Genomic DNA, 22,888 nt, shown 5'->3' on the forward strand with positions numbered 1-22,888 from the left:
TATATAGTTTGGGACAGTATAATGAAAAAGATAGGCTCATATCCTATAAATTTTTTTCGCCAGCACCAAGGTGCTATCACAGTTTCCGCAGCGCTTATGATGCCGATGTTGATCGGTTTTTTCTCTGTTGCCGTTGATGGCGCTCGTTTTAACTCAGAACGTTCAAGGTTGACGGATGCGTTAAATCAAAGCGTTTATGCCGTCGCTGTGATGGATAACAGAAATGCCACCACGGCAGATAAGAAAGATAATATTAATTTAGTAGGAGGCTATTTATCTTATTATTTCCCTACTAACGATGTGGATATAAACAATGCGAGTATTGAGGTCAACGCAAAATCAATTTATGATAATAAAAATGTTCTCCAGGCTGTTGATTATTCTGTCAATACCAGCCAAATAGCACACCCTATTTTTAATTCATCACAAGGCGATAGCATCGGGTTCCAGAAGGATGTCACATTACGTGGAAATGGTCTTTCGGGTTCCGTACGTCGTTCTACTGTTTCTCAAAGCATTCCAACTGATTATGCATTTGTAGTAGATTTTTCATCATCGATGACAGATGATTCAGCAGAATGGGGCTTATCACGTGAAGAATTACTTAAGAAAGTCGTAAGAACGCTTGGCCAGAAAGTTTTTAATTTAAAGGATGGTAGTACAATAGGACTTGTGCCGTACTCTACTGGTGTTACCACTGTTCTTAATAAAAGCAACTATGTAACTAGTAATAGTAAGGAATTTGGTTGCACCTATGCAGGGAAAATGAAAGATAAATATAATAATATAAATTGGGATTTTTGGTATAATAAACCAAACTCAAAAACTTTTGCCAGAAAGTATTCGTCGACAAGTCAAAATGCAGACACATTTACTGTATTGACAGATGATTTTTTAGAAAAATATTATATTAATATTGTCGCTCTGGCTAATGGACTTTCCGATAGTAACAAAAGTCCAGCTGCTACAAATTGGCTTGTTAATAAAGGTTATTGTTCTAAGTCTTCTAATGATAAATTAATTTGCGATGCCGATAGTAAATCGTCAATACATAACCCTGATAATGCCCAGGAATTACGAGAGAATCTAAATAATTACCTTGATGTGAGCCGCTCTGAAGCGGATTATTATGGGATCATTAACCCAACAACAATGGATATTGATGGTACGCTCTCTGGTGACTACCTCTTTGATGAGGATAATGTCAGAACCTTTGTAGCTTTTCAAAATTACCCAATGAAAATTGATGTGTTTGGCGGTGAATATGTATCCGTTCCATTTAGTCAGGCGTGTTACTATGCATATGGCACCTCTAATGGGGCATATTCTCATTCTGAAATTTTTTATAAAAAAGCTGATGAAGTAACGAAACCATCATATTATCTTGTTGACCTGACAGATAATGAAAGTGTACTTGATGAATTTGATGATATGCACCCATATGGTAATACCGATAGTCTCTCTGGTTTGCTGCGCTCGGTGCCAATGTTAGCAAAAGGCATGAACACCCGAAAAATTATTTTTGTTATCACCGATGGATTAGATAATAAACCTAATTTCCGACAAGAGCTTATGGCCCGACATGGATTATGTAATGTTATTAAAGAGGGGTTAAAAAAATATCCATACGGAACTCCGACGACTGACTCTGATATCTATTATATCTCTTTAGTGAGAAATACCTCAGCAGATGAGTGGGCTGATTATTGTGTTGGTCCCGAAAATGCATTTATTGCCACTAATCTAGATAGTTTATTAGAAATAATAGGTAATGTTATGTTCAAAAATACTATCGAATATATCAACCCTGGTGAATAATAGTTTCGGATCTATCGATGATTGATTTCCCTGCTATCGCTTTACAATGCGGGCCTGAGGTTGCGACGGAAGTGATTCAACGCATCGTTACCGTTGAGTCATCTTTCAATCCCTATGCCATTGGTGTTGTTGGTGGGAGACTAGAAAGACAACCTAAGACGGAAGAAGAGGCCGTGGTGACAGCTAAATATCTGGCTAACCATGGTTGGAATTTTTCTATGGGACTTGCACAGATTAACCGCTACAACTTACAAAAGTATGGCCTTGACTACCACTCTGTTTTTGATGTGTGTTCTAATTTGCGTGCTGCGGCTTCGATTTATGATGAGTGTTTTAACCGTGCCCTAAGCAACTCGGATTTTTCCAGCGCTCGACTCAAAGCATTCTCATGCTATTACAGTGGAAATTTTAGCCGAGGGTTTATAGCTGATGGTACGGGTAATACCAGTTATGTAGACAGGATCGCGAGTGCCAAAGTAGGTGATGGAGCTAGCAACAGTATAGCCCCGATACCTATCATTTCTAATGATGCAAAAAAGGGAATGTAGGTAAGACTAATCGCCAGGATTCGGGGGGAAATGCATCCAGAATGGATTCAGATAACCGACGCCTTCGTAAATTCAATGTTCAAAATGATGATTCAGGAGGAATAAAGCAGCTTCGAGGTAATTAATATTCATGTGCTAAATGCAATTATTCTTGTTACTTATGAAAGATGTGTTTGTATTCTCTGTTGAATATTAAATCTTCTCAGGTGATATGATTCTCATGGCTTTTTGCTTTGCTGTAATCATCAATTTTTTGTCTATAATTTGAATTTCAAATGTTATTGTTTGGATGTATTTTTCTCACCTTTTGTTTTATATTTTTATTATATTATTTGTCTTTTTCACTAGTCATAGAATTTTTTATAGCTATAATCACCGCCATGACATGAGATGTTTGTCAGCGTGAAGGTGCCCTTATTTATTATCTGGTGCTTTTATATATGGAAGAATTTAAAATACTTTTTGCAGGGCCTACTGGAGCTGGTAAAACTACAGCTATTGGTACTGTAAGTGAGATCTCGGTTGTGAGTACTGAAGTTCCTCGCTCTTCACTCGATATTGAGTCGGAGAATACTCAGTTGATACCAAAGAGCACGGTTACCATAGGTATTGATTACGGGGAATTTAGTTTTGATGATCATACCCGTGTAAGGCTCTACGGAGTCCCGGGGCAGGCGCGCTTTGAGTTTTTATGGGATCTTATCCATGAGGGCGCAAGCGGAACAATTATACTTTTTGATATAACCAGTCGAGCGTTTATCAATGAAGTTCAATTTTTTATTAAACGTTTTCGTGAAGTTTTGCTCACTGATAAATGTATCATAGGAATAAGTAAATATAGTGATGATTATTCTGTCAGAGTTACAGAACTTCTCTCTCTATTGAGAGAGTCTACTATTGATGTCCCTGTTATTGCTGTTGATATCAGGGACAAGAGAGATGTGCTGAAATTATTGGCTATGCTCATTAAGTAAGTTGTTGTTTGGAAATTAATCTATTTAATAAGGGATTTATCATGAGTAATATCACAGAATCATTGGAATCATTAATGACAGTTTCTGGTGCAATTGTTGCGTCTGTTGTTGACTCAAATAGTGGAATGATGTTAGGCCAGGCAGGTTCTGGCATCAATCTGGAGTTAGCTTCTGCAGGTAATACAGAAGTAGTTCGTGCTAAGTTGAGAACAATGGAAACCCTTAAGCTTAATGATAAAATTGATGATATTCTGATTACTTTAGGGAAGCAGTATCATATTATTTGTCCGATCGATAGCAACCCTGGCCTGTTTATTTATTATGTTTTAGATAAATCAAAAGCAAACCTGGCACTTGCCCGCCACCACGTCCAGGAAGTTGAGGCTCAGTTAGTCGTCTAACGCTAGCTATCCCCTGCTGAATATTACTTGCAGGGGATATTTTATTCCCTTCTTTAGCTATTTTTATATTCACAAACATCCATTCAACTATCCTCATTAAAATTATCATAAATTATAATATTGATGATATAAACATATCGTGTTATCTAAATATATCTGATGTTATTGTATTCATGTTAAATTGATAGCATGGGGAATTAAGATGTATTGTATTAACAAGGAATGATTTATCATGGCTATGGGAAATGATTCTTGGTCATTTTTATCTATAATTTTATATTTTTGTGCGCTTTATTTTTTCTTTAAAGGAATCAGGCGAGGCATACTTGGCACTATTGTTGTTATTGTCGTTGTTGTGGTTTCTCTTGTGTTTAGCTTATTGACCAGTGGTTACCTTATAGCTGACTGGTTCACAGGTATAGGATTTGATGATTCTGTTTTTTATCATCTACGCTTTGGTATCACTGGTGCAGGGCTTAGTGATTTTAACTTCCTGATATTCTATTTTGTGTTGGCACAACTATTTACTCTCACAATAATCCTACTATACTTAAAAAGATTTCATCATTGCCATAATTCACAAGCAGCAATTGTGTCCGTTTTTCAGGGGGGGATTATGGTATTTTGTGCTTTTGCCAGTGCTCCTGCGACATCTAATTTAGTCTCCTATCTTTTTACTACTCAGACAATAGATGATTTCCCAGAATACTTCATTAAGCCGAAAGTTACCATTACAAACAAGAAACCCCCAAATATCATATATTTTTACCTTGAGAGCTTAGAAAAAAACTATATGGACGAAAACCTGTTCCTAGGTTTACTTCCTGAACTACATAAAATAGAAAAAGAAAGCGTATCTTTCACCAATGTTGGTCAAACAATTGGCGGCTCCTGGACAATGGCGGGTATGGTTTCCAGTCAATGCGGACTACCGTTACTTTCCGCATTTACTAATAAAGATTTCCGTATGAATAACTTTATGCCTAACGCTGTATGTTTAGGTGATATTCTGAAATCTAAAGGTTATCACCTTGAATTTATGGGTGGTGCAGAAATGGAGTTTGCGGGGAAAGGCCTGTTTTATAAAGATCATGGTTTTGCCAGTATAAAAGGTAAAGATGAATTTATCGAAGCGCATGTTGGTAATAGTTATATCAACAACTGGGGATTGTATGATGATACGCTGTATCAGCAGTTACTGAAAGATGTTAACGCCCTGCGGAATACTCAGTCGCCCTGGGGGATCTTCTCAATTAACATTGGTACCCACCAGCCTGAAGGATATCTCTCACATCAATGTGAAAATGTGAGATATGGTGATGGGAGCGACCGTCTCCTTAATGCCGTGCATTGCACCGATCTATTGATTGGTAATGTTTATAAGGCATTGAAGGCTGTTGGTGTGTTAGAAGATACCATCGTGGTGTTTGCTTCCGATCACCTGGCACCTGTCATGGTTAAACCCTATCAGACGCTGGAGAAAGCTGAACGCCATAATTTACTGATGATAACTGGGGCTGGTGTTAAACCAGCACTGAATGGGCGTCAAGGAACTACATTAGATGTGGCCCCAACGGTATTAAATTATCTACAGTATGGCTCCAATCCGATTGCGCTTGGCCGCGATCTAAATGGCCCTTTACCTACGCTTGCTGAAACGTTTTCTTATCAAAGTATATTGGATAAAAAACTCGTCTCATGGCGCACAGTGATTGATATGGCATTTTGGGGGTATCCTGAACTCAAAAAGGAGATAACGATTGATTCCCGAACTAAGCTGATCAATATCGGTGGCCAGTCGTTAACTTTCCCATCTGTTGTTCGGTACTCGGCTGAAGGTAAAATTGTCGAAGTCTCTTATCGTAGCGAAAACCCGATATCCGGAGGTGATAATCGTTTCCTTCCTGAGTTTTATCTTGTTAATTTTGCCAGCAATACTCAACTGTTTTTATGGGTAGATCGCTGCCGCGTATTAGCGACCATTTCCCCTGATTTGGCTAAGTTTGGCGAACAGTACTGTTACTATAATGGGGCTTTGGCATCAATACATCATGCATCTGGTGTGCTCCCAGATGGTGCGCAAACTCTGAACATTAAGAAAGGTACTGATACAGAAGTTTCGACTACACAAGCTAATGCTTTACGCAAAGCCTTGGCTGATAAAAATTTGATCGAATGGGGTCAGGTACTGCTTAAATCGATTGAAACTTCAAGTTTTCCTTTCTCTGGCGTTCAGGCTTCAGGTCGAGATTCAGTTGTAAGGCCCTCGAATATTGGCGGAGAACAGATTGTCGATTCTGGACTGTATTTATCCCGATTATCGTATACTAAAGACCCCGATATCGGAGTGACTTTCTATGTCGATATTCTTGGCAAACTTCCCGTATGTAACAAAAATCAGGGACCGGTATTGGTTGATCAATACATTAAAAAATCGCCTTTAAAGCCAAAAGCTAAACCACTTTTTTATTCTGTTGTTGGTAATCTTGAAGCTGAATGTAAGGACGGTATTGTTAATCCACCTACCGACCTTGCACTACGTAATCTAAACAAGATTGCGGTGGGAAATCCCTATATTGCGGTTATGGATGCTCAGTTGAATATAGTCGAAGAAAAATCGGCAGGTTCTGACAAAACGATCGCGATTAAAGTTGATTTTAACGACGAGTAGTTGATTGAGGGTAAGTCAGGGTACGCCGTACGTACCCTGACTTTAAATCATAGTTTTCCTTTCAATAGCTTTCTTATCCACATCCGGTTTGGGTTTAACGCGTTCAGCGTTTCTCTATCAAGTGGAAGTGGCTCACTGGACATTTGCGCCGCCAGAATTTCAGCTGCTAACGGCGCTGAACACAGACCCCGTGACCCAAGCGCCCCCAGCATAAACAGATTAGGATAAACCGGTGCGTCAGCGTGGGCATTCGGGATATCACCTGGCATTGCATCATATTGTTTGAGCGTCTCGGCGTAGTCCGGAACATTGCCGACCATTGGGCGATGATCGCGCGTCGCACAGCGAACGCCACAACGTGCTTCGTTGGCGCTGATGTCTACCTCTTGCGTCCACATTTCATGTGGGAAGCAGTCAACCAATCTCTGCCTATTGCGATGCTGGTCTTCTTCATTAAACGCCATATCACGTTGTCCGCGATGGTAGCTTGCTCCAATACAGTGCTGCTGATTGCTTGGGTTTTGCGGTGTTAAATAGCCGTCGTAGCACAGTACCTGACGCAGGTTTGCTAGATTTTTATTTGTTGGGATATGGCTGACCTGACCGCCAACAGCGTAGACCGGTAGTGCTTCGGTCTGCATAAGCTGATTGATGTTATGCCCGGTCGCTAGTACTACAGCAGGCGATGTTACCGTTTGCCCATCTTCAAAGCCGAGCAGCCAGCGGTCTTCTTCTCGGGTGAGGGCGGTGAGTTTTTTCCCAAAGTGCGCTTTCATTCCCTGCTGTGCCGCGAGATCAAATGCGCCGGAGGTGAGTTGAGCCGGACACAGCCAGCCGCCAAGCGGATATTGAATACCGCCGCATCCTGTTTCGAGACCGACGCTATCGTGAACCTCTTTAGCGGTTACCGGGTGAGCAATTTCGGCGGGTAAACCCATTGCTAGCATGTTGGCGATTTTCTGCGCGCTTTTTTCATCATAACCAAGTTGGGTGACGCCACACCATTGATGATCGAAATCTACGGACAGGGCATCGTAGAATCGCCGGGCATAGAGGAATGCCGCTGGGAAAAACTGCGTCAGGGCGGCATCCTGAGGACTAAGCAGGGGATAGAGCGCGCCCTGGCGATTGCCTGATGCGCCATGAGCAGGGGCTTCATCGGCACAATAGAGCGTCACCGCCCAGCCACGACGCAGCAGGGCGAGCGAAAGCAGGGCGCTGGCGATGCCGCCGCCGACGATCGCCACTTCACGCGTCTCGCTAGCTGTACGTGCAAACCACGGCGTGCGCTTCACGTTGGGTTGTGCGGTGGTCATTTCGCCGGTCAACATTTCGCGTTTGCGGCCAAAGCCCTTGGTCTTATGCATGGTGAACCCAGCTTCCTGCAAGCCACGGCGGACAAATCCTGCCGAGGTGAAGGTGGCGAGCGTGCCGCCTGGTCTGGCTGTTCGCGCCATTGCGGCAAAAAGCGCCGGAGTCCACATATCCGGATTTTTGGCGGGAGCGAAGCCATCAAGGAACCAGGCATCAACCTGCTGGTTAAACGTATCGTCAAGCTTATCGGTCAGTTCATTGATATCGCCAAACCACAAATCCAGCGTAACGCGCCCCTCATCGAGCAGCAAACGATGACAGCCTGACAGCGGCAGCGGCCACTGCGCTTGAAGCTGTTCGGCCCAGGGTGCCAGCTCCGGCCAGTGCTGATGCGCCAGGCGTAGGTCGTCTGCCTTCAGCGGAAATTTTTCAAAACTGACGAAATGTAATCTTTGTAGCGTAGCGTCAGGATGCTGGCGGCGAAAGGCGTCAAACGCCTGCCATAGCGTCAGGAAATTGAGACCGGTACCAAAACCACTTTCTGCCACGACAAACAGCGGGCGGGGGTGGGTTGGAAAGCGTTCATCCAACTGGTTACCACCGAGAAAGACGTAGCGAGTTTCTTCCAGACCGTTGTCATTAGAGAAATAGACATCGTCGAAATCTCGGGAAACAGGTGTACCCTCACTGTTAAATTCGAGGTTGGCAGATTGTATGGTGTTATGTTTCACGTAAGTTACTCGTGCGGCAAGGAGTCTGAGGATCTTAACGATGCGGGCTCGAAGGCGCAAATTTCTGCATAAAATTGCTGATCGGACTTGTTCGGCGTACAAGTGTACGCTATCTTGCGACTCGAAACTTTAAAATAGTGATGACTTACAGAGGTATTGAATGAAACGTGCAGTGATTACTGGCCTGGGTATCGTTTCCAGCATCGGTAGCAACCAGCAGGAAGTCCTGGCATCTCTGCGTGAAGGACGCTCGGGGATCACTTTCTCTCAAGAGTTCAAAGATTCTGGTATGCGTAGCCACGTATGGGGTAACGTCAAACTGGACACCACCGGTCTTATCGACCGCAAAGTGGTCCGTTTCATGAACGATGCCTCTATCTACGCTTATCTCTCCATGCAGCAGGCGGTTGAAGACTCTGGCCTGAAAGCAGAAGATTATCAGAACAACCCGCGCGTAGGCCTGATTGCCGGCTCCGGTGGTTCTTCTAAAGCTCAGGTATTCGGTGCTGACGCAATGCGTAGCCCGCGTGGCCTGAAAGCGGTTGGTCCATACGTTGTGACCAAAGCGATGGGTTCTGCGGTTTCCGCGTGCCTCGCAACACCGTTCAAAATTCACGGTGTGAACTACTCCATCAGCTCCGCATGTGCGACCTCCGCACACTGCATCGGTAACGCGGTAGAGCAGATTCAGTTGGGCAAACAGGACATCGTTTTTGCTGGCGGCGGTGAAGAGCTGGGCTGGGAAATGGCCTGTGAGTTCGATGCAATGGGTGCGTTGTCCACCAAGTACAACGACACTCCAGAAAAAGCGTCCCGTACCTATGACGCACACCGTGATGGTTTCATCATCGCTGGCGGCGGCGGTATGGTTGTGGTTGAAGAACTGGAACACGCTCTGGCTCGCGGTGCGCATATCTATGCAGAAATCGTTGGCTACGGTGCAACCTCCGATGGCGCAGATATGGTTGCTCCATCCGGTGAAGGTGCAGTGCGTTGCATGAAGATGGCGATGCACGGCGTTGATACCCCAATCGACTACCTGAACTCCCACGGTACTTCTACTCCGGTAGGCGACGTGAAAGAACTGGGCGCCATTCAGGAAGTGTTCGGCGACAACAGCCCGGCAATCTCCGCAACTAAAGCAATGACCGGTCACTCTCTGGGCGCTGCTGGCGTACAGGAAGCTATCTACTCGCTGCTGATGCTGGAACACGGCTTTATCGCTCCAAGCATCAACATCGACGAGATGGACGAGCAGGCTGCTGGCCTGAACATCGTGACTGAACCAACCGAGCGTGAACTGACTACCGTCATGTCCAACAGCTTCGGTTTCGGCGGCACCAACGCCACGCTGGTCATGCGTAAGCTGTAATTTTACAGTTGGTGAGAAAAAGGAGCCTTCAGGCTCCTTTTTTTTGCGTTGACAATCGCCTGAAATAACAGGCAAACTCCTGGCTCAACATTATCATCACGATAATGCGTAAGCGTTCAACGTCAACCAACGCACCTTAATCCTGATTCACAGGTAGAGGGGGCGTGGCTATAGCACCTCGCCTTACTCGTTTTCTGGAGTAAAGCATGACAGCAGTAACTCAAACTGAATCAACATCTTCCTCGAACGGGGCGCTGTTTCGCATCGCTTTTGCGGTGTTTCTGACCTATTTAACCGTCGGTATTCCGTTGCCGGTCATTCCGCTATTTGTGCATCAGGAGCTGGGCTACGGCAACACCATGGTGGGTATCGCCGTGGGCATTCAGTTCTTTGCGACCGTGCTGACGCGCGGCTATGCCGGGCGCCTGGCGGACCAGTATGGTGGTAAGCGTTCGGCATTGCAGGGCATGGCCGCCTGCGCGTTTGCCGGCGCTGCCTGGCTTGGTGCGGCGCTGCTGCCGGTGGATGCGATGGTCAAATTTGGCCTGCTTATCGTCGGGCGCTTGATTCTGGGCTTTGGCGAAAGCCAGCTGTTAACCGGCACCCTGACCTGGGGCATGGGGCTGGTGGGGCCGAAGCAGTCCGGCAAAGTGATGTCCTGGAACGGCATGGCTATTTTTGGTGCACTGGCCGCGGGCGCACCGCTGGGTCTATTTATCAACGCTCGCTACGGTTTTGCCGTGCTGGCCGGGGTCACCATGGCGTTGCCGCTGCTGGCCTGGGCCTTTAATGGTTCGGTGCGTAAAGTCGCCGCCATGGCGGGGGAGCGCCCGTCGCTGTTCAGCGTGATTGGGCTTATCTGGAAGGCGGGTATGGGGCTAGCGCTACAGGGCGTGGGCTTTGCGGTGATTGGCACATTTGTCTCGCTCTACTTTATGAGCAAAGGCTGGTCGATGGCTGGCTTTACGTTGACGGCATTCGGCGGCACTTTCGTGCTGGTGCGTATTCTGTTTGGCTGGATGCCGGACCGCTTCGGGGGCGTTAAGGTTGCGGTGGTTTCCCTGTTAGTCGAAACGGTGGGCTTGTTGCTGCTATGGCAGGCGCCGAGCGCATGGGTGGCGCTTTCCGGCGCGGCGCTGACCGGTGCAGGCTGCTCGCTGATTTTCCCGGCACTTGGCGTGGAAGTGGTCAAGCGAGTACCGCAGCAGGTTCGTGGTACGGCGTTGGGCGGCTACGCCGTGTTCCAGGATATCGCACTGGGCGTATCCGGGCCGCTGGCGGGGATGCTGGCAACTTCGTTCGGTTATCCGTCCGTCTTCCTCGGCGGGGCCATTTCTGCTGTACTGGGAATTGTGGTCACCATTTGGTCATTCCGTAAGTAATCGTTATTGCCCGGCTCTGCGCGTCTGGGAGCCGGCAATCGTTTTACGTGGCAGGAAGTACTTCACCTGAAATTCAAACATATTGGTGTACAGAATCGAGTAATCGATAGGGTTTGACTGTTCATCAATAGCCTGTGTTTGCATTCGAATAATCGGGTCTAACGCGCTGATATGCAGCAGGTTGGCGACATCCGGTGACGGCAGAATGGGCTGAATTGACTCATAGCAGCCAAGAATTTTCACCCCGCATTCGTTCTCAATATACGCAAACTTCGACTTCTTCATATGCGCAATCGTCAGGTCCGGGAAGCGGCTGGCAGAGAGCCACGTTTCCTCAATCTGCATGGCAATATTGTCGATTAAGCGCAGGCGTTTGGCGTAATAAACCGGTTCGCCGTGCATTACCCGCAGGTTATTGGCGATTTCATCAGAAGCCGTCTGAAGCTCAAATTTTAGTATCTGGCTGGTGGGTGTTTTACCCTCGTTGCGGGCGATTTCGGTAAAGCTATCGAGATGAGTCACTGAGGCTTGAAAATGCTTGTTTCGCAAATAGGTGCCTGAACCATGCCGCCGTTCAATCATCCCTTCCTCTTCCAGCGTTTTTAGCGCTTTGCGTAAAGTATTGCGCGAAACATCATAATGCTCTGCCAACTCTTTTTCCGACGGTAGAAGATCGCCGATATTGTAGATCGAGCTATTTAATCTGTTTTTAAGCAGATTAATGACGTTCTGGTAGATCACTTTTGAACCTCCTTAAATCCTTTTTAAACAAAAGGTTACGAATCCGTTTTCGCAATAATGCACCAACACGTCCATCTATCAGTCAATTGTTGAACAACTTTGACACCGTTAACTGTGATCGGAATGCTGGTTACGAAAATTAACAATTATTAAAGTGGTCGTCAATTAATGGCATATTTTATTGAGAAAGGAAGATGGGGATGCAAAATATATTATTGGTCTGTGCGGCGGGAATGTCGACGAGCATGCTGGTGAAAAGAATGCGCGAACATGCTGAGGCGGTTAATATTCCAGCGAATATTAATGCGTTAGCTATTTCTGAAGCTAAAGAACAAATTAAGAAAAATGCCGTAGATGTTGTGCTGCTAGGTCCGCAGGTTCGTTTTCAAAAGAGTGAAATTGAAGCAATTGCACAGGGGAAAATTCCTGTTGCGGTCATTGATATGAAAAGTTATGGCCAAATGGATGGTCAGGCGGTGTTTGAACAAGCTCGTCAGTTATTAAATCAATAATTATTTTTTATTTCATTCGAAAATTAAGGGACCATTATGGGGTTAATGAATTCATTTGAACGCGGGATGGAGAAAATCCTCGTTCCGATAGCCATTAAATTAAACTCTCAGATCCACGTTTCGGCCATTCGTGACGCCTTTATTCTGTCATTCCCAATTGTCATGGCCAGCTCGCTAATTATTCTGATTAACTTTGCCATCCTCTCGCCGGACGGCTTTATCGCCAGTATCCTGCATCTGGGGACGATATTCCCGAACCTCGCCGATGCACAGCAAATTTTCACTCCGGTGATGAACGGCTCGGTCAATATCATGGCGGTGCTGATTACCTTCCTCGTGGCGCGTAACATGGCGATAAGCTACCAGCAGGACGACCTGCTGTGTGGCCTGACCGCGATTGGCGCGTTCTTCGTGGTCTATACCCCGTATACGATTATCGACGGGCAGGCTTATCTGAGCACCAAATATCTGGGACCGCAGGGGCTATTCGTAGCGGTGATCGTTGCTTTGTTGGCGAGCGAAATTTTCTGTCGTCTGGCGCGTAACCCGAAGGTCACTATCAACATGCCCGCGGCGGTACCGCCTGCTGTGGCACGTTCTTTCAAAGTGCTGCTGCCGATCTTCTTCGTGATGATCTTCTTCTCTGTACTGAACTACCTGCTATCTAAAATCTCGCCAAACGGTCTGAACGACCTGATCTACACCCTGATCCAGGCACCGCTGAAGGATATGGGCACTAACATCGTGACCGTACTGATTCTGGGGCTGGTGGCGAACTTCCTGTGGATCCTCGGTATTCATGGGCCGAACACTGTGGCGGCGATTCGTGAGACTATCTTCTCGGAAGCGAATCTGGAAAACCTCTCCTATGCCGCCTCTCATGGTTCCACCTGGGGTGCGCCGTACCCGATTACCTGGACCGGTATTAACGACGCCTTTGCCAACTGCGGCGGCTCCGGGATGACGCTGGGCTTGCTGCTGGCTATCTTTATTGCCTCTCGCCGCAAGGACTACCGCGATCTCGCCAAAATGGCCTTTGTGCCTGGTCTGTTTAACATCAATGAGCCGGTGATGTTCGGCCTGCCTATCGTACTGAACCCGATTCTGGTGATTCCGTTTATTCTGGTGCCGTTTATTAACTCACTGATTGGCTACTTCTTTATTACCCTGGAAATCATCCCGCCGATTGCCTACGCGGTACCGTGGACCACGCCCGGGCCGCTGATTGCCTTCTTTGGTACCGGCGGTAACTGGATGGCGCTGTTCGTCGGCATACTGTGTCTGGTCGTCGCAACGTTAATCTACCTGCCGTTCGTGATTGCCGCCAACAAAGTGAATATGTCGGCCGCTGCGGAACAGAATTCGTAATTCCTCAAAGCATATTTCCCTCGCGGAAGGGCGAATTATTTAAACCATCCTCTGTATTAGCACTTCACCTTCAGCCAGCAATGGCTGAAGGAAATATTATAATTATATTTTAAGGGTACCCTATGAATTCAAGCACATTGAAGGTTAGCTTATTGTCCTTATCTATCCTGGCCGCATTATCTCCACGTGATGTGATAGCAGCGAAATTAACTGTTGAACAACGTCTTGAAATGCTCGAGGCGGAATTATCTGCAAATAAAACGGCATTAAAAAAAACGCAATCAGAATTATCGAATTATAAAGATAGAGTCGCGACGCTGCAAAAAAGTATTCAAGAGAACGAGCAGCGTAACGTCATGGCTGCCAACGTGACGGCACAATCACCGGTGGCAGAAAATATTGAAAATGAGAATAGCGAAAAAGTTAAAAACGCGCCTAAGCCTGAGGTGAAAGCGACTCAACAGGTGGCGGTGATTAATACCGAAGGTAAAAAGCCGACGGTGGAAAGTGTCACCATGAAGGACATCAGTAAATTTGTTAAAGAGGATATTGGCTTCAGCTATGAAGGCTATTTCCGCTCCGGCTGGGGAACCTCTAATCACGGTTCGACGCAAACCTATGCCGCAGGTTCGCTCGGTCGTTTCGGTAACGAAATGAGTGGCTGGTTTGACCTGACTCTTAATCAGCGGGTTTACAACCAGGACGGGAAAACGGCGAACGCCATCGTGACCTACGACGGTAATGTGGGAGAGCAGTATAACGATGCCTGGTTTGGCGACAGTGATAATGAAAACATCATGCAGTTTAGTGACATTTTCCTGACCACCAAAGGTTTCCTGCCGTTTGCTCGCGAAGCCGATTTCTGGGTTGGTAAGCATAAGCTACCGGAATACGAAATCCAGATGCTGGACTGGAAATCGCTCACCACCGACGTGGCGGCGGCGGTGGGTATTCAGAACTGGAATCTGGGGGTAGGTCAGCTTGATGCCTCGTTAAGCCGCAACGACGTAGACGTTTACTCACGCGATTTTAATAACACCACCCAAATGAACACCAACTCGGTGGATCTCCGTTATCGTAATATTCCGCTGTGGCAGGATGGTTCGCTGTCGTTAATGGGCAAATATGCCTTTGCGAATAAAACCGATGACCAGAAGCGTAACGAGAGCAACAACAGCTATTTTGAGATGAAGGATACCTGGATGGTGACGGCGATTGTCCGCCAGGAGCTTGACCGTAAAGGGTTTAATGAATTTACCCTGCAGGTGGCAAATAACTCCTACGCCAGCAGTTTCTCCAACTTCTCCGGTGCCAGCAACTCAATGGCGCAGGGGCGTTATTACTACGGCGATCATACCAACGGCGTGGCCTGGCGTTTAATTTCACAGGGGGAGATGTATCTGGCTGATCGCATCATCATGGCGAATGCGCTGGTCTGGTCGCACGGGGAAGATGTCTATAGCTATGAAAGCGGGGCGCGTAGCGACTTTAATAGCTTCCGCGCGGTTATCCGTCCGGCGTGGATTTGGGATACCTGGAACCAGACGGGCGTCGAGCTGGGCTGGTTTGCCCAGAAGAATACCACCCAGCAGGGGCAGGATCTGAAAGAGTCAGCGTATAAAACGACGCTTTATCATGCTCTCAAAGTGGGGGAAAGTTTGCTGGGTTCGCGTCCGGAAATCCGTTTCTACGGGACCTATATCAACATCATTGATAATGAGTTGTCGCAGTTCAGGTTTAACGACAACAGCAAAAATGAGTTTATGGCTGGGGTTCAGGCTGAAGTGTGGTGGTGAGTTTGCTGAATTAGCCGGGAGGTATGAGTTATCGTTTATACACAAATTCAGGACAAAACCTGATATTTGTTAGGACGGTGTAGTGGTGAGGTCATATTGGCCACGGTTCTACAGTAAAAATGGTAACTGTTCTCTGACTCTTCCGGCGTCAGCCCACCGTTATAGTGGTGGGATTTTCATAGCGTGCCAGCGGCGTAAAACTGCCCGGTTCATATATCCAGCGGATAGCGTTTTCATGGTCCGGAGTGCCATCCTGACTGACCGGAATTTCCTCGGTTAACTGGTCACCGTTCCAGTGAAAATCCATTCTTGGCTTATCCCGATTGGTGCAACGCTTGCTGATGCGCCTGCCAAACGGGTCGTATTTATATTCCCAGCGTTCACCTTCCGGGGTCTCCAGCCCGGTAAGCTGGCTTCTCGCATCCCAGCGGTAGCGCCAGAGGAGAGGGCGGTAACCTCCCTTATCAACCGCTTTCTCCACCAGGCGACCGTTGATATCGTATTTCCAGGTGGTGTGTTCATCCCGGATGACTTTGACAAATTTACCGGACTCCGGCATTCCGCTGTGCGGGTTTATCCGGTGCGTCGAGTGCAGCCACTCCTTATACTCCCGCGATGTCACCCGGCCATGCTGCTGGGGCTGATGCGCTTCGCTTTCCATCACTTCATTCACCCACGTCTGGCGGCGGGTGATGTTCAGGTTCTGGTCGTAGGTGAATCGTTCTTCACACATCGGCACCTGGCTGCTGCCCGTCCAGGTGGCGTGGTTAATCTGGTCGTTTGCCGTCAGGCTGTTAACCATCGTTCCCCGATGAGAATCGGCAATCATTGTCAGGTTGTAAGCTTTGTCGTACAGCCACTGGCGGCTCAGGGGGTTGTTACGGCGGTAGTGCGGATTCAGTTCTTCCTGGTTGCCGGGCTGCTGTTCTGTCAGCATCTCCGTCTGTGTGTTTCCAAGGTGCAGCGGCGCTATACAGTCAGTTATGTGACCACCCGACATGTCGATCCAAAGACGCTACGCACACGGTGTTATTCACGCTATCCGGCGCTGTTGATGAAGGGGAACTGGCTGAGGCGGGTTTGATACCGGGCACGGTGTGACAGTGCGGATTTCGAAGGGGGGCATCGTGCTGATCGCCGACGGCGACGAGGTACAGGAGCTGCGCGAGCAGCTTTATCAGGTGCGGCAGGTGGTGAAGGGGATAAAGGACGTGCTGGTTTAGTGTACTGAACGGGATTAAATAATAAAAAAGCCGGGAAGATTTGATTACTTTCCCGGCTTTTATTTTATTGACTGATATATACCGAAGGCCCCATCAATTGTATGTGAGAACACTTCAGATTTAAAAAAATATCAGTTCCCTTTATTATAACTTCATTATTATCAGTATATATTTCTATTTTTGCCAGCATATCTGTAGACATACCGTCTATTTTTAAATATTTAACTCCGCTACAGTTTATACCACACCTGCATCTATTGTAACCTTTAACCCATTTCGGCGGTGGGTTATCTGGTAATTCATTAACCAGGTCAAAAGATATTATTACTGTAGCGGCTTCACGATCTATTTTGATGTCAAAGACATCGATTTCATTTACTTCAATAGGTTTAGTGAAAACCTTGTTAAACAATATATTACCATCAATATCATTCCAGTACACGCTGCGCTCCTCAAAATTCATAATGATCAAATGTACCAGGAACTGACCCCGTTCGAGTATTCTCAATCGGTCTTACATTTAAATGAGAACCTTGATTTCCTATTCCACCAGGATAAGAGTGTCCAGCAGAATGATCCTGGATGATAATTTTAGTTCCATCCGCTCTGGTAAACTGATATTCCCTTGTCCAGACTTGATTACCATTGCTATCAAAAATAGGATTTTTTCTGGAGTCAGTCATTGGTATATTTCTGTGATCACCATAAAATCCAGTTTTAGAATTAAATATTCTATCTGGTTGTTGATTCATTGGAATACCGGCATCTCTTTTCGCAGCTCTGAAGGCTTCATTTCTTGATTTGAATTGAGCACTACATCCAGCTAATCCTAATGGATCTATCCACGTCAGCGGATTTTTGACATACGCATAGAGGTTTAACCCGCCTCTCAGCCCTATCGGGTCCGCACACACATACTGTCCACTTTCGCAATCATAGTATCTGAACCGGTTATAGTACAGCCCTGATTCCACATCCTCATACTGCCCCGGAAAACGTAACCGACAGGTAGGCGCATCTTCTTTGTTCCGGCTTTCCTCCCGGCCCCAGAGCTGTTGTCTGCCCCGCCAGACGATAGTGCCGTCTTCTGTCACCAGCTCCTGAATACGGCCTACGGTGTCCGTCAGGGCATAGTGCAGTTGCCCCTTCTCATAACGTGCCAGCGGCGTAAAACTGCCCGGTTCATATATCCAGCGGATGCCGTTTTCATAATCGGCTTTACCGTCAGCACTGACCGGGATTTCTTCGGTTAACTGGTCGCCGTTCCAGTGAAAATCCGTACCCGGCTTGTCGCGGTTGGTGCAACGCTTGCTGATGCGTCTGCCAAACGGGTCGTATTTATATTCCCAGCGTTCACCTTCCGGGGTCTCCAGCCCGGTAAGCTGGCTGCGCGCATCCCAGCGGTAGCGCCAGAGAAGAGGGCGGTAACCTCCCTTATCAACCACTTTCTCCACCAGGCGACCATTGATATCGTATTTCCAGATGGTCTGTTCATCCCGGATGACTTTGACAAATCTACCGGCTTCCGGCATTCCACTGTGCGGGTTTATCCGGTGCGTTGAGTGCTGCCACTCTTTATACTCCCTCGATGTGACCCGGCCATGCTGCTGGCGCTGATGCGCCTCGCTTTCCATCACCTCGTTCACCCACGTCTGGCGACGGGCGATGTTCAGGTTCTGGTCGTAGGTGAATCGTTCTTCACACATCGCTACCTGGCTGCAGCCCGTCCAGGTGGCGTGGTTAATCTGGTCGTTTGCCGTCAGGCTGTTAACCATTGTTCCCCGGTGGGAGTCGGCAATCATGGTCAGGTTATACGCTTTGTCGTACAGCCACTGGCGGCGGAGGGTATTGTTGCGCCGGTAGTGCGGATTCAGTTCTTCCAGGTTGCCGAGCTGCTGCTCCGTCAGCATTCCCGTCTGCGTGTAGCCCTGCCGCAGGTCAAATCCGGCTGAGCTTGTTCTGCGGGTTTCCTGGCCGCACAGGTCGTGTTCAAAGGTTAATGGCCCGTGGTTGTCTATCTGCCACGTTTTCAGTTCGCCCATCACCCCACAGCTGAAACGCTCCGTGATACCGGCGGTGGTACGCTGTGTGACATAATTCTGCTGCGCATCGTACTGGTACTCAGTGCGCCTGCCGTTGAGGGTTTCGGCGATAACCCGGCTGGCGTCATCGTATTCATACGCCACCGTGGCGTCAGTGTTTTTCACTTCCACCAGACGGCACAGATTGTCATAGCGGAAGGTGGTGTGGCTGAGCGTGCGGTCACTGTCGCCGTGCGTCACTTCTTCATTCGTCACCTGGTCAGTGACGTTATAGCGGCGGTTAAGGTGCGTGCCGTCCGGGAAGGTGGTGCGGATGCAGCGGCCTGCGGCGTCATACTGATAGCGTAGCGTGCGCCCGGTAAAGTCGGTTTCGGCGACAAGCTGTCCGGCTTTGTCGTATTCCAGACGGTAGAGTTCCCCCTCGGTATTGACGATTTCGGTCAGGCGGGTGAGCTTATCGTAGCGGCACTCCAGCCGTTCGCCATCGGGACGAATAATCGCCGTCAGCAGGTCAAACGCGCCGTATTCATAACGCGTGGTTTTGCCTTCGCCATCGGTGAAGCTCTGCGGCAGTTTTTCACTGTTCTGGCGCATCAGTTCGCGTACGCCATCGGGGCGATTGACTTCTTCCACGCTGCCCTGTGGCCCGGCATGCGTTTTACTGTGGCGGAACTGCGTGGTGAACCCCAGCGGGTCTTTCACACTCAGCAGACGGCCGAGAAAATCCTGTTCAGTCTCCGTCACGCCGCCATCCGGTGCGATGGTTTTACATACCTGGTGCAGCGCATCGTAATCCCACTGCCAGCCTGCGCCGCCCGGCAGAATGCGTTTAAGTAAATCCCCCTGTTCGCTGTAGCTGAACTGCTGCTGTCGGCCCTGCGGGTCGGTCAGACAGACCATGCTACCGTGGTCGTCGTAAGCCCACTGCCAGATTTGGTTACCCGGTGTGGTCAGCCGGGTAAGCTGTCCGGCTTCGTTATAGTCGTAATACAGGCTGTAACCGCCCGGCAGGGCAACCTGTCGGATATCGCCTTCATCGTTGTACTGATATGCCGTGGTGCGCCCCAGCGCGTCGGTGCGGGACTGGAGCTGTGTGTTTTCCCAGACGGTGATTTCTTCCCGGCCCAGCGGGTCGAGGCTGCGGGTGACCAGGCCGTCTTCGTTGTACCAGTAGCGCGTTTCACCGCCTTCGGCGTCGATGTAGGTGGTGCAGTGCTCTTCGTCGTTATAGACAAAATGGTCATCGTAATACCCTTCAGTTGACAGGGTGCTGATGGCCCGCCCCTGGCTGTCATAATGAATATCGACACAAGTTCTGGCCGTATCCTTCCAGCGGGTCATATACCCTTCCTGCGTATACTCATGCCACAGGTGGGTGAACTGGAAGGTGTCGCACTCAGTCAGATAGCCATTATTGTCATACCGGCAGGTCACCAGACGCTGGCGCTGCGGGGCGACCAGGTCAATACTCATCAGTTGTTGTTGCTGCCAGGTGAGTGCCAGCCTGTAGCCGTCGCTGTGGTGGATTTCCGTCAGCAGACCATCGGTGCGGATGAAATCAATGCGGTTGCCATAGCGGTCATACATGGCGGACAGCAGATAAATGCCGCAACCTGTTGCAGAAAATACCCGTGTTTGCTGCGAGCGGCGGTCAAAGACGGTGAGTTCCCCGTGCATATCGCCTGACAGCCGGTAATGTGCCTGACGGGAATTGCTGATATTGCGGAAAATACCGTCCTGCGGGATACGGTACCAGAGCACCACGCCTTCATGGTCGGTAAAGTGGAGGTCGTTATCGTGAACCGTCAGTGAGCAGGACCATTCATCCGTCCATTTTTTACCAAATATCCCGCCACCTGTAGCCTGGGAACGGTAGAAACGCGAGAGGGTCAGGGGAAGGGAACCTGGAAGTATAAGTACACTGAGAGACTGAATGAGGCTGCCGCTGGCCACATCCACCGGGTCGCCTGTACAGGTCATGTCGGACTGGCTGGTATTTTTTCCCTGGCCGTTGTTTGCCTGACTTTCCCCCTTGATTATTGCCCCGCTGTCACTGTCGGGGAGCACATCATCAGCCAGTTTTTCCGGAGCTGTCACATCACTGATGGCATTTTCGCCATTTTTAATTTTCAGTAAGTCAGCGGTGAACTTACCGGCATTTTCCCCTTCATTTGCGAGTTTCCTGGCAGCCCGAAGGGTTCTGGCGAGCGTGAATCCGCCTTTCGCAAGGCCAAATCCCCCCAGCGCCAGCGAACCATAGTCGTAGATTTTTCCGCCTAGCGCCTGCGTCTCATTGCTCATCTCCAGACGGTACCGATCCAGATTAAAATCACTGGCATGGTCGCGGATATTACCTCCCATGTTATACATGTCTTCCCCCAGGTCTTCCTGACCCATGGCAGACAGTATGGCCCCGTTCATCTGCATTTCCCCGGCATGCTGCATCACCGCACCCTGGCCCAGCATTGTGACCATATCGGGAAACTGGTTCCAGAACGTTTTGGCGGCACCAATCGTCAGATCAAGCTGTGCGGGGGCTGAATCCATCTGCGCCTGGTTTCTGTCCCTCTCGACCATCAGCATCATGTCCCAGAGGCTTTGCTCCTTCTCCGTTTCCGGTACAGGTTGTGGGTCAGCCTCTTTTGCCTTAACACTGGCAGCGGGCGGCTGCCCGATAATCAGTCCCGTGGTATTACGGGCGTTCATCCAGAACTTATCAAAGTGACGCAGAACCGGCTTGCTACTGACTCTGAAGGTGGTGCTGTGCTCCAGCGGCTCGCAGATATCCCCTACCGTGCCGCTTTTCACTCCCTTAGCCACACCCGGCTCGTCGCCTTTTGTCGAGGGAACGAAACTTTGATCGAGAACCAGTACCGGATGCCGGTTTGCGTTGACTGACGGTACAACCTGGACGGCATCACCCAGTCTGGCGGTGACAGGGTAAGGAACCGGTGGTGTGGAGGGCCCCATCGGGGTTTTACAGACGTCCGGCGTCAGGCTGACGACTGTCCACTGCCCGTCCTGACGGGCGATATAGTTCTCCGCCATCATTGTTCTCCTGCGACGTGATAACGGGCTTCCATCACCCGCACTGACGAATTAACGGGCAACAGATAACGCCAGGTCTGCTCAACAGTCAGCGCATCCGTGTCAATGAGCAGCGTGTCGGTCCACATCAGCTGCGGAACACACTCACCGGAGACCATCCGCAGCAGAATACCGGCCTGGCTGGCGGGTAATGTAAACGTGATGTCGCCCTCAGGATGAAGGCCACTCAGGGTGAGCGTTGTTCCGGGACGGGGGAAAGGAATTTGCTGGTCATGGGGTGCCGCGTTCCAGTAGCGGAAATCAAAATCTTCCGGCAGGCCCGGATGGCGGTTTTCCAGCCATTCCTGATTGTAGGTTCCGGCCAGCGGCAACCGGGGGAGCCAGGTGCGGCCGGTGGCACCAAAACCGGCGGGCTGGTATTCCGGGGCCGACCAGTCAGCGTTATCGCCGGAAACGGCAATAAAATGCGCAAGGGTGAACGGTGTGTCCGTGGCGATAATGCGCGGGGCTTCAACCTGCTGTACTTTGCTGGCCCGCAGATACCAGGACGGCGCATAACCCAGCCCCAGCGGGTTAACCGGACAGACGGTGTGCGCCAGCGGTGGATTCTCTTTATCAGGATGCCCGCTGCGCTGTGTCTCAGTCAGGCGATGGGCTTCCGGGATGCGGTCAGCATAATCGCAGTCCGTCTCCACACGGCATTCCCCCCCAAAGGCGTAGCGATAGTTCAGTGGCAGCGAGGTGAAGGGCTCAGGTTCCGTTTCGTACCATTGCCCGGTTAACGCCTGATGCTGGTAAAAGCGCTGACCGGTTATGCGCAGCCTTTTGTCCAGTATCACGTCGCCGGATGGGGCGTGTATTGATACAGCCGCAGTCATTTCCGGCACAGCGATGCCATCCGGTGTGTAAGCCGTGCCATTGACGAGGATATCGCAGGCGGGTTTCAG

Annotated in this window: 16 protein-coding genes and 1 pseudogene; 11 read left to right on the forward strand and 6 right to left on the reverse strand. The window is 48.9% G+C overall.

Translation table 11 applies throughout. From position 1 onward, the window contains the following. Window positions 1-21: 21 nt before the first annotated feature. From MY052_RS07280 to MY052_RS07300, 5 genes are all read left to right on the forward strand, one after another. Window positions 22-1,818: a TadE/TadG family type IV pilus assembly protein gene (locus tag MY052_RS07280; RefSeq protein ID WP_248538455.1), complete on the forward strand. Its 1,797-nt coding sequence runs from the start codon at window positions 22-24 to the stop codon at window positions 1,816-1,818. A 17-nt stretch (window positions 1,819-1,835) separates the two neighbouring features. Then, the gene (locus MY052_RS07285; protein WP_248538456.1) at window positions 1,836-2,366 is read left to right on the forward strand and encodes a lytic transglycosylase domain-containing protein; all 531 of its coding nucleotides are present in this window, start codon (window positions 1,836-1,838) and stop codon (window positions 2,364-2,366) included. Between the two features lie 440 nt (window positions 2,367-2,806). Continuing rightward, complete coding sequence (locus MY052_RS07290; RefSeq protein WP_248538457.1) at window positions 2,807-3,340, forward strand: GTP-binding protein; 534 nt, start codon at window positions 2,807-2,809, stop codon at window positions 3,338-3,340. A 41-nt stretch (window positions 3,341-3,381) separates the two neighbouring features. Continuing rightward, a complete protein-coding gene (locus MY052_RS07295) occupies window positions 3,382-3,741 on the forward strand; it encodes a hypothetical protein (RefSeq protein ID WP_248538458.1) in 360 nt (119 codons plus the stop codon). A gap of 232 nt (window positions 3,742-3,973) precedes the next feature. Next, window positions 3,974-6,412, forward strand: a complete 2,439-nt coding sequence (locus tag MY052_RS07300) for a sulfatase-like hydrolase/transferase (protein WP_248538459.1) — start codon at window positions 3,974-3,976, stop codon at window positions 6,410-6,412. 47 nt (window positions 6,413-6,459) lie between these two features. Here the strand turns inward: MY052_RS07300 and mnmC are convergent, their stop codons facing one another. Next, a complete protein-coding gene (gene mnmC / locus MY052_RS07305; RefSeq protein ID WP_248538460.1) occupies window positions 6,460-8,457 on the reverse strand; it encodes a bifunctional tRNA (5-methylaminomethyl-2-thiouridine)(34)-methyltransferase MnmC2/FAD-dependent 5-carboxymethylaminomethyl-2-thiouridine(34) oxidoreductase MnmC1 in 1,998 nt (665 codons plus the stop codon). 160 nt (window positions 8,458-8,617) lie between these two features. Here mnmC and fabB point away from each other — a divergent pair, with 160 nt between their 5' ends. After that, window positions 8,618-9,829 carry a beta-ketoacyl-ACP synthase I gene (gene fabB / locus MY052_RS07310; RefSeq protein ID WP_035895077.1) on the forward strand — a complete coding sequence of 404 codons (1,212 nt, stop codon included), beginning with the start codon at window positions 8,618-8,620 and terminating at the stop codon, window positions 9,827-9,829. Between the two features lie 206 nt (window positions 9,830-10,035). Then, window positions 10,036-11,211, forward strand: coding sequence for an MFS transporter (locus tag MY052_RS07315; protein WP_248538461.1), 1,176 nt, complete (start codon window positions 10,036-10,038; stop codon window positions 11,209-11,211). A gap of 3 nt (window positions 11,212-11,214) precedes the next feature. Here the strand turns inward: MY052_RS07315 and MY052_RS07320 are convergent, their stop codons facing one another. Continuing rightward, entirely contained in the window at window positions 11,215-11,952 is a 738-nt protein-coding gene (locus MY052_RS07320; RefSeq protein ID WP_248538462.1) for a GntR family transcriptional regulator, read from the reverse strand. Window positions 11,953-12,152: 200 nt separating this feature from the next. Here MY052_RS07320 and MY052_RS07325 point away from each other — a divergent pair, with 200 nt between their 5' ends. From MY052_RS07325 to MY052_RS07335, 3 genes are all read left to right on the forward strand, one after another. After that, window positions 12,153-12,464, forward strand: coding sequence for a PTS sugar transporter subunit IIB (locus MY052_RS07325; RefSeq protein ID WP_035895075.1), 312 nt, complete (start codon window positions 12,153-12,155; stop codon window positions 12,462-12,464). A gap of 36 nt (window positions 12,465-12,500) precedes the next feature. Beyond that, entirely contained in the window at window positions 12,501-13,832 is a 1,332-nt protein-coding gene (locus MY052_RS07330; RefSeq protein WP_035895074.1) for a PTS sugar transporter subunit IIC, read from the forward strand. A 122-nt stretch (window positions 13,833-13,954) separates the two neighbouring features. Next, complete coding sequence (locus MY052_RS07335) at window positions 13,955-15,628, forward strand: carbohydrate porin (protein ID WP_248538463.1); 1,674 nt, start codon at window positions 13,955-13,957, stop codon at window positions 15,626-15,628. Window positions 15,629-15,776: 148 nt separating this feature from the next. Here MY052_RS07335 and MY052_RS24215 read toward each other — a convergent pair whose 3' ends face one another. Next, complete coding sequence (locus MY052_RS24215) at window positions 15,777-16,565, reverse strand: RHS repeat domain-containing protein (RefSeq protein ID WP_227675140.1); 789 nt, start codon at window positions 16,563-16,565, stop codon at window positions 15,777-15,779. Between the two features lie 6 nt (window positions 16,566-16,571). Here MY052_RS24215 and MY052_RS07345 point away from each other — a divergent pair. Continuing rightward, window positions 16,572-16,851, forward strand: a pseudogene (locus MY052_RS07345) (SymE family type I addiction module toxin). 64 nt (window positions 16,852-16,915) lie between these two features. Here MY052_RS07345 and MY052_RS07350 read toward each other — a convergent pair. From MY052_RS07350 to MY052_RS07360, 3 genes are read right to left on the reverse strand one after another with little or no spacing between them, the layout of a single operon-like run. Further along, on the reverse strand, window positions 16,916-17,293 hold the full coding sequence (locus tag MY052_RS07350; protein WP_202217513.1) for an Imm50 family immunity protein: 378 nt from the start codon (window positions 17,291-17,293) through the stop codon (window positions 16,916-16,918). 10 nt (window positions 17,294-17,303) lie between these two features. Continuing rightward, window positions 17,304-21,944 carry a PAAR-like domain-containing protein gene (locus MY052_RS07355; RefSeq protein WP_248538464.1) on the reverse strand — a complete coding sequence of 1,547 codons (4,641 nt, stop codon included), beginning with the start codon at window positions 21,942-21,944 and terminating at the stop codon, window positions 17,304-17,306. Next, window positions 21,941-22,888, reverse strand: coding sequence for a DUF2169 family type VI secretion system accessory protein (locus tag MY052_RS07360; RefSeq protein WP_338033454.1), 948 nt, complete (start codon window positions 22,886-22,888; stop codon window positions 21,941-21,943). The genes MY052_RS07355 and MY052_RS07360 overlap by 4 nt, the downstream gene beginning before the upstream one ends.

It is taken from the genome of Kluyvera ascorbata (assembly GCF_023195735.1).
Classification (GTDB): Bacteria; Pseudomonadota; Gammaproteobacteria; order Enterobacterales; family Enterobacteriaceae; genus Kluyvera; species Kluyvera ascorbata.

Bases quoted from the DNA above. Each gene is read 5' to 3' on its own strand.
- MY052_RS07280 (WP_248538455.1), top strand. From the start codon at position 22: ATGAAAAAGATAGGCTCATATCCTATAAATTTTTTTCGCCAGCACCAA.
- MY052_RS07285 (WP_248538456.1), top strand. From the start codon at position 1,836: ATGATTGATTTCCCTGCTATCGCTTTACAATGCGGGCCTGAGGTTGCG.
- MY052_RS07290 (WP_248538457.1), top strand. From the start codon at position 2,807: ATGGAAGAATTTAAAATACTTTTTGCAGGGCCTACTGGAGCTGGTAAA.
- MY052_RS07295 (WP_248538458.1), top strand. From the start codon at position 3,382: ATGAGTAATATCACAGAATCATTGGAATCATTAATGACAGTTTCTGGT.
- MY052_RS07300 (WP_248538459.1), top strand. From the start codon at position 3,974: ATGGCTATGGGAAATGATTCTTGGTCATTTTTATCTATAATTTTATAT.
- fabB (WP_035895077.1), top strand. From the start codon at position 8,618: ATGAAACGTGCAGTGATTACTGGCCTGGGTATCGTTTCCAGCATCGGT.
- MY052_RS07315 (WP_248538461.1), top strand. From the start codon at position 10,036: ATGACAGCAGTAACTCAAACTGAATCAACATCTTCCTCGAACGGGGCG.
- MY052_RS07325 (WP_035895075.1), top strand. From the start codon at position 12,153: ATGCAAAATATATTATTGGTCTGTGCGGCGGGAATGTCGACGAGCATG.
- MY052_RS07330 (WP_035895074.1), top strand. From the start codon at position 12,501: ATGGGGTTAATGAATTCATTTGAACGCGGGATGGAGAAAATCCTCGTT.
- MY052_RS07335 (WP_248538463.1), top strand. From the start codon at position 13,955: ATGAATTCAAGCACATTGAAGGTTAGCTTATTGTCCTTATCTATCCTG.
- MY052_RS24215 (WP_227675140.1), bottom strand. From the start codon at position 16,565: ATGCTGACAGAACAGCAGCCCGGCAACCAGGAAGAACTGAATCCGCAC.
- MY052_RS07355 (WP_248538464.1), bottom strand. From the start codon at position 21,944: ATGATGGCGGAGAACTATATCGCCCGTCAGGACGGGCAGTGGACAGTC.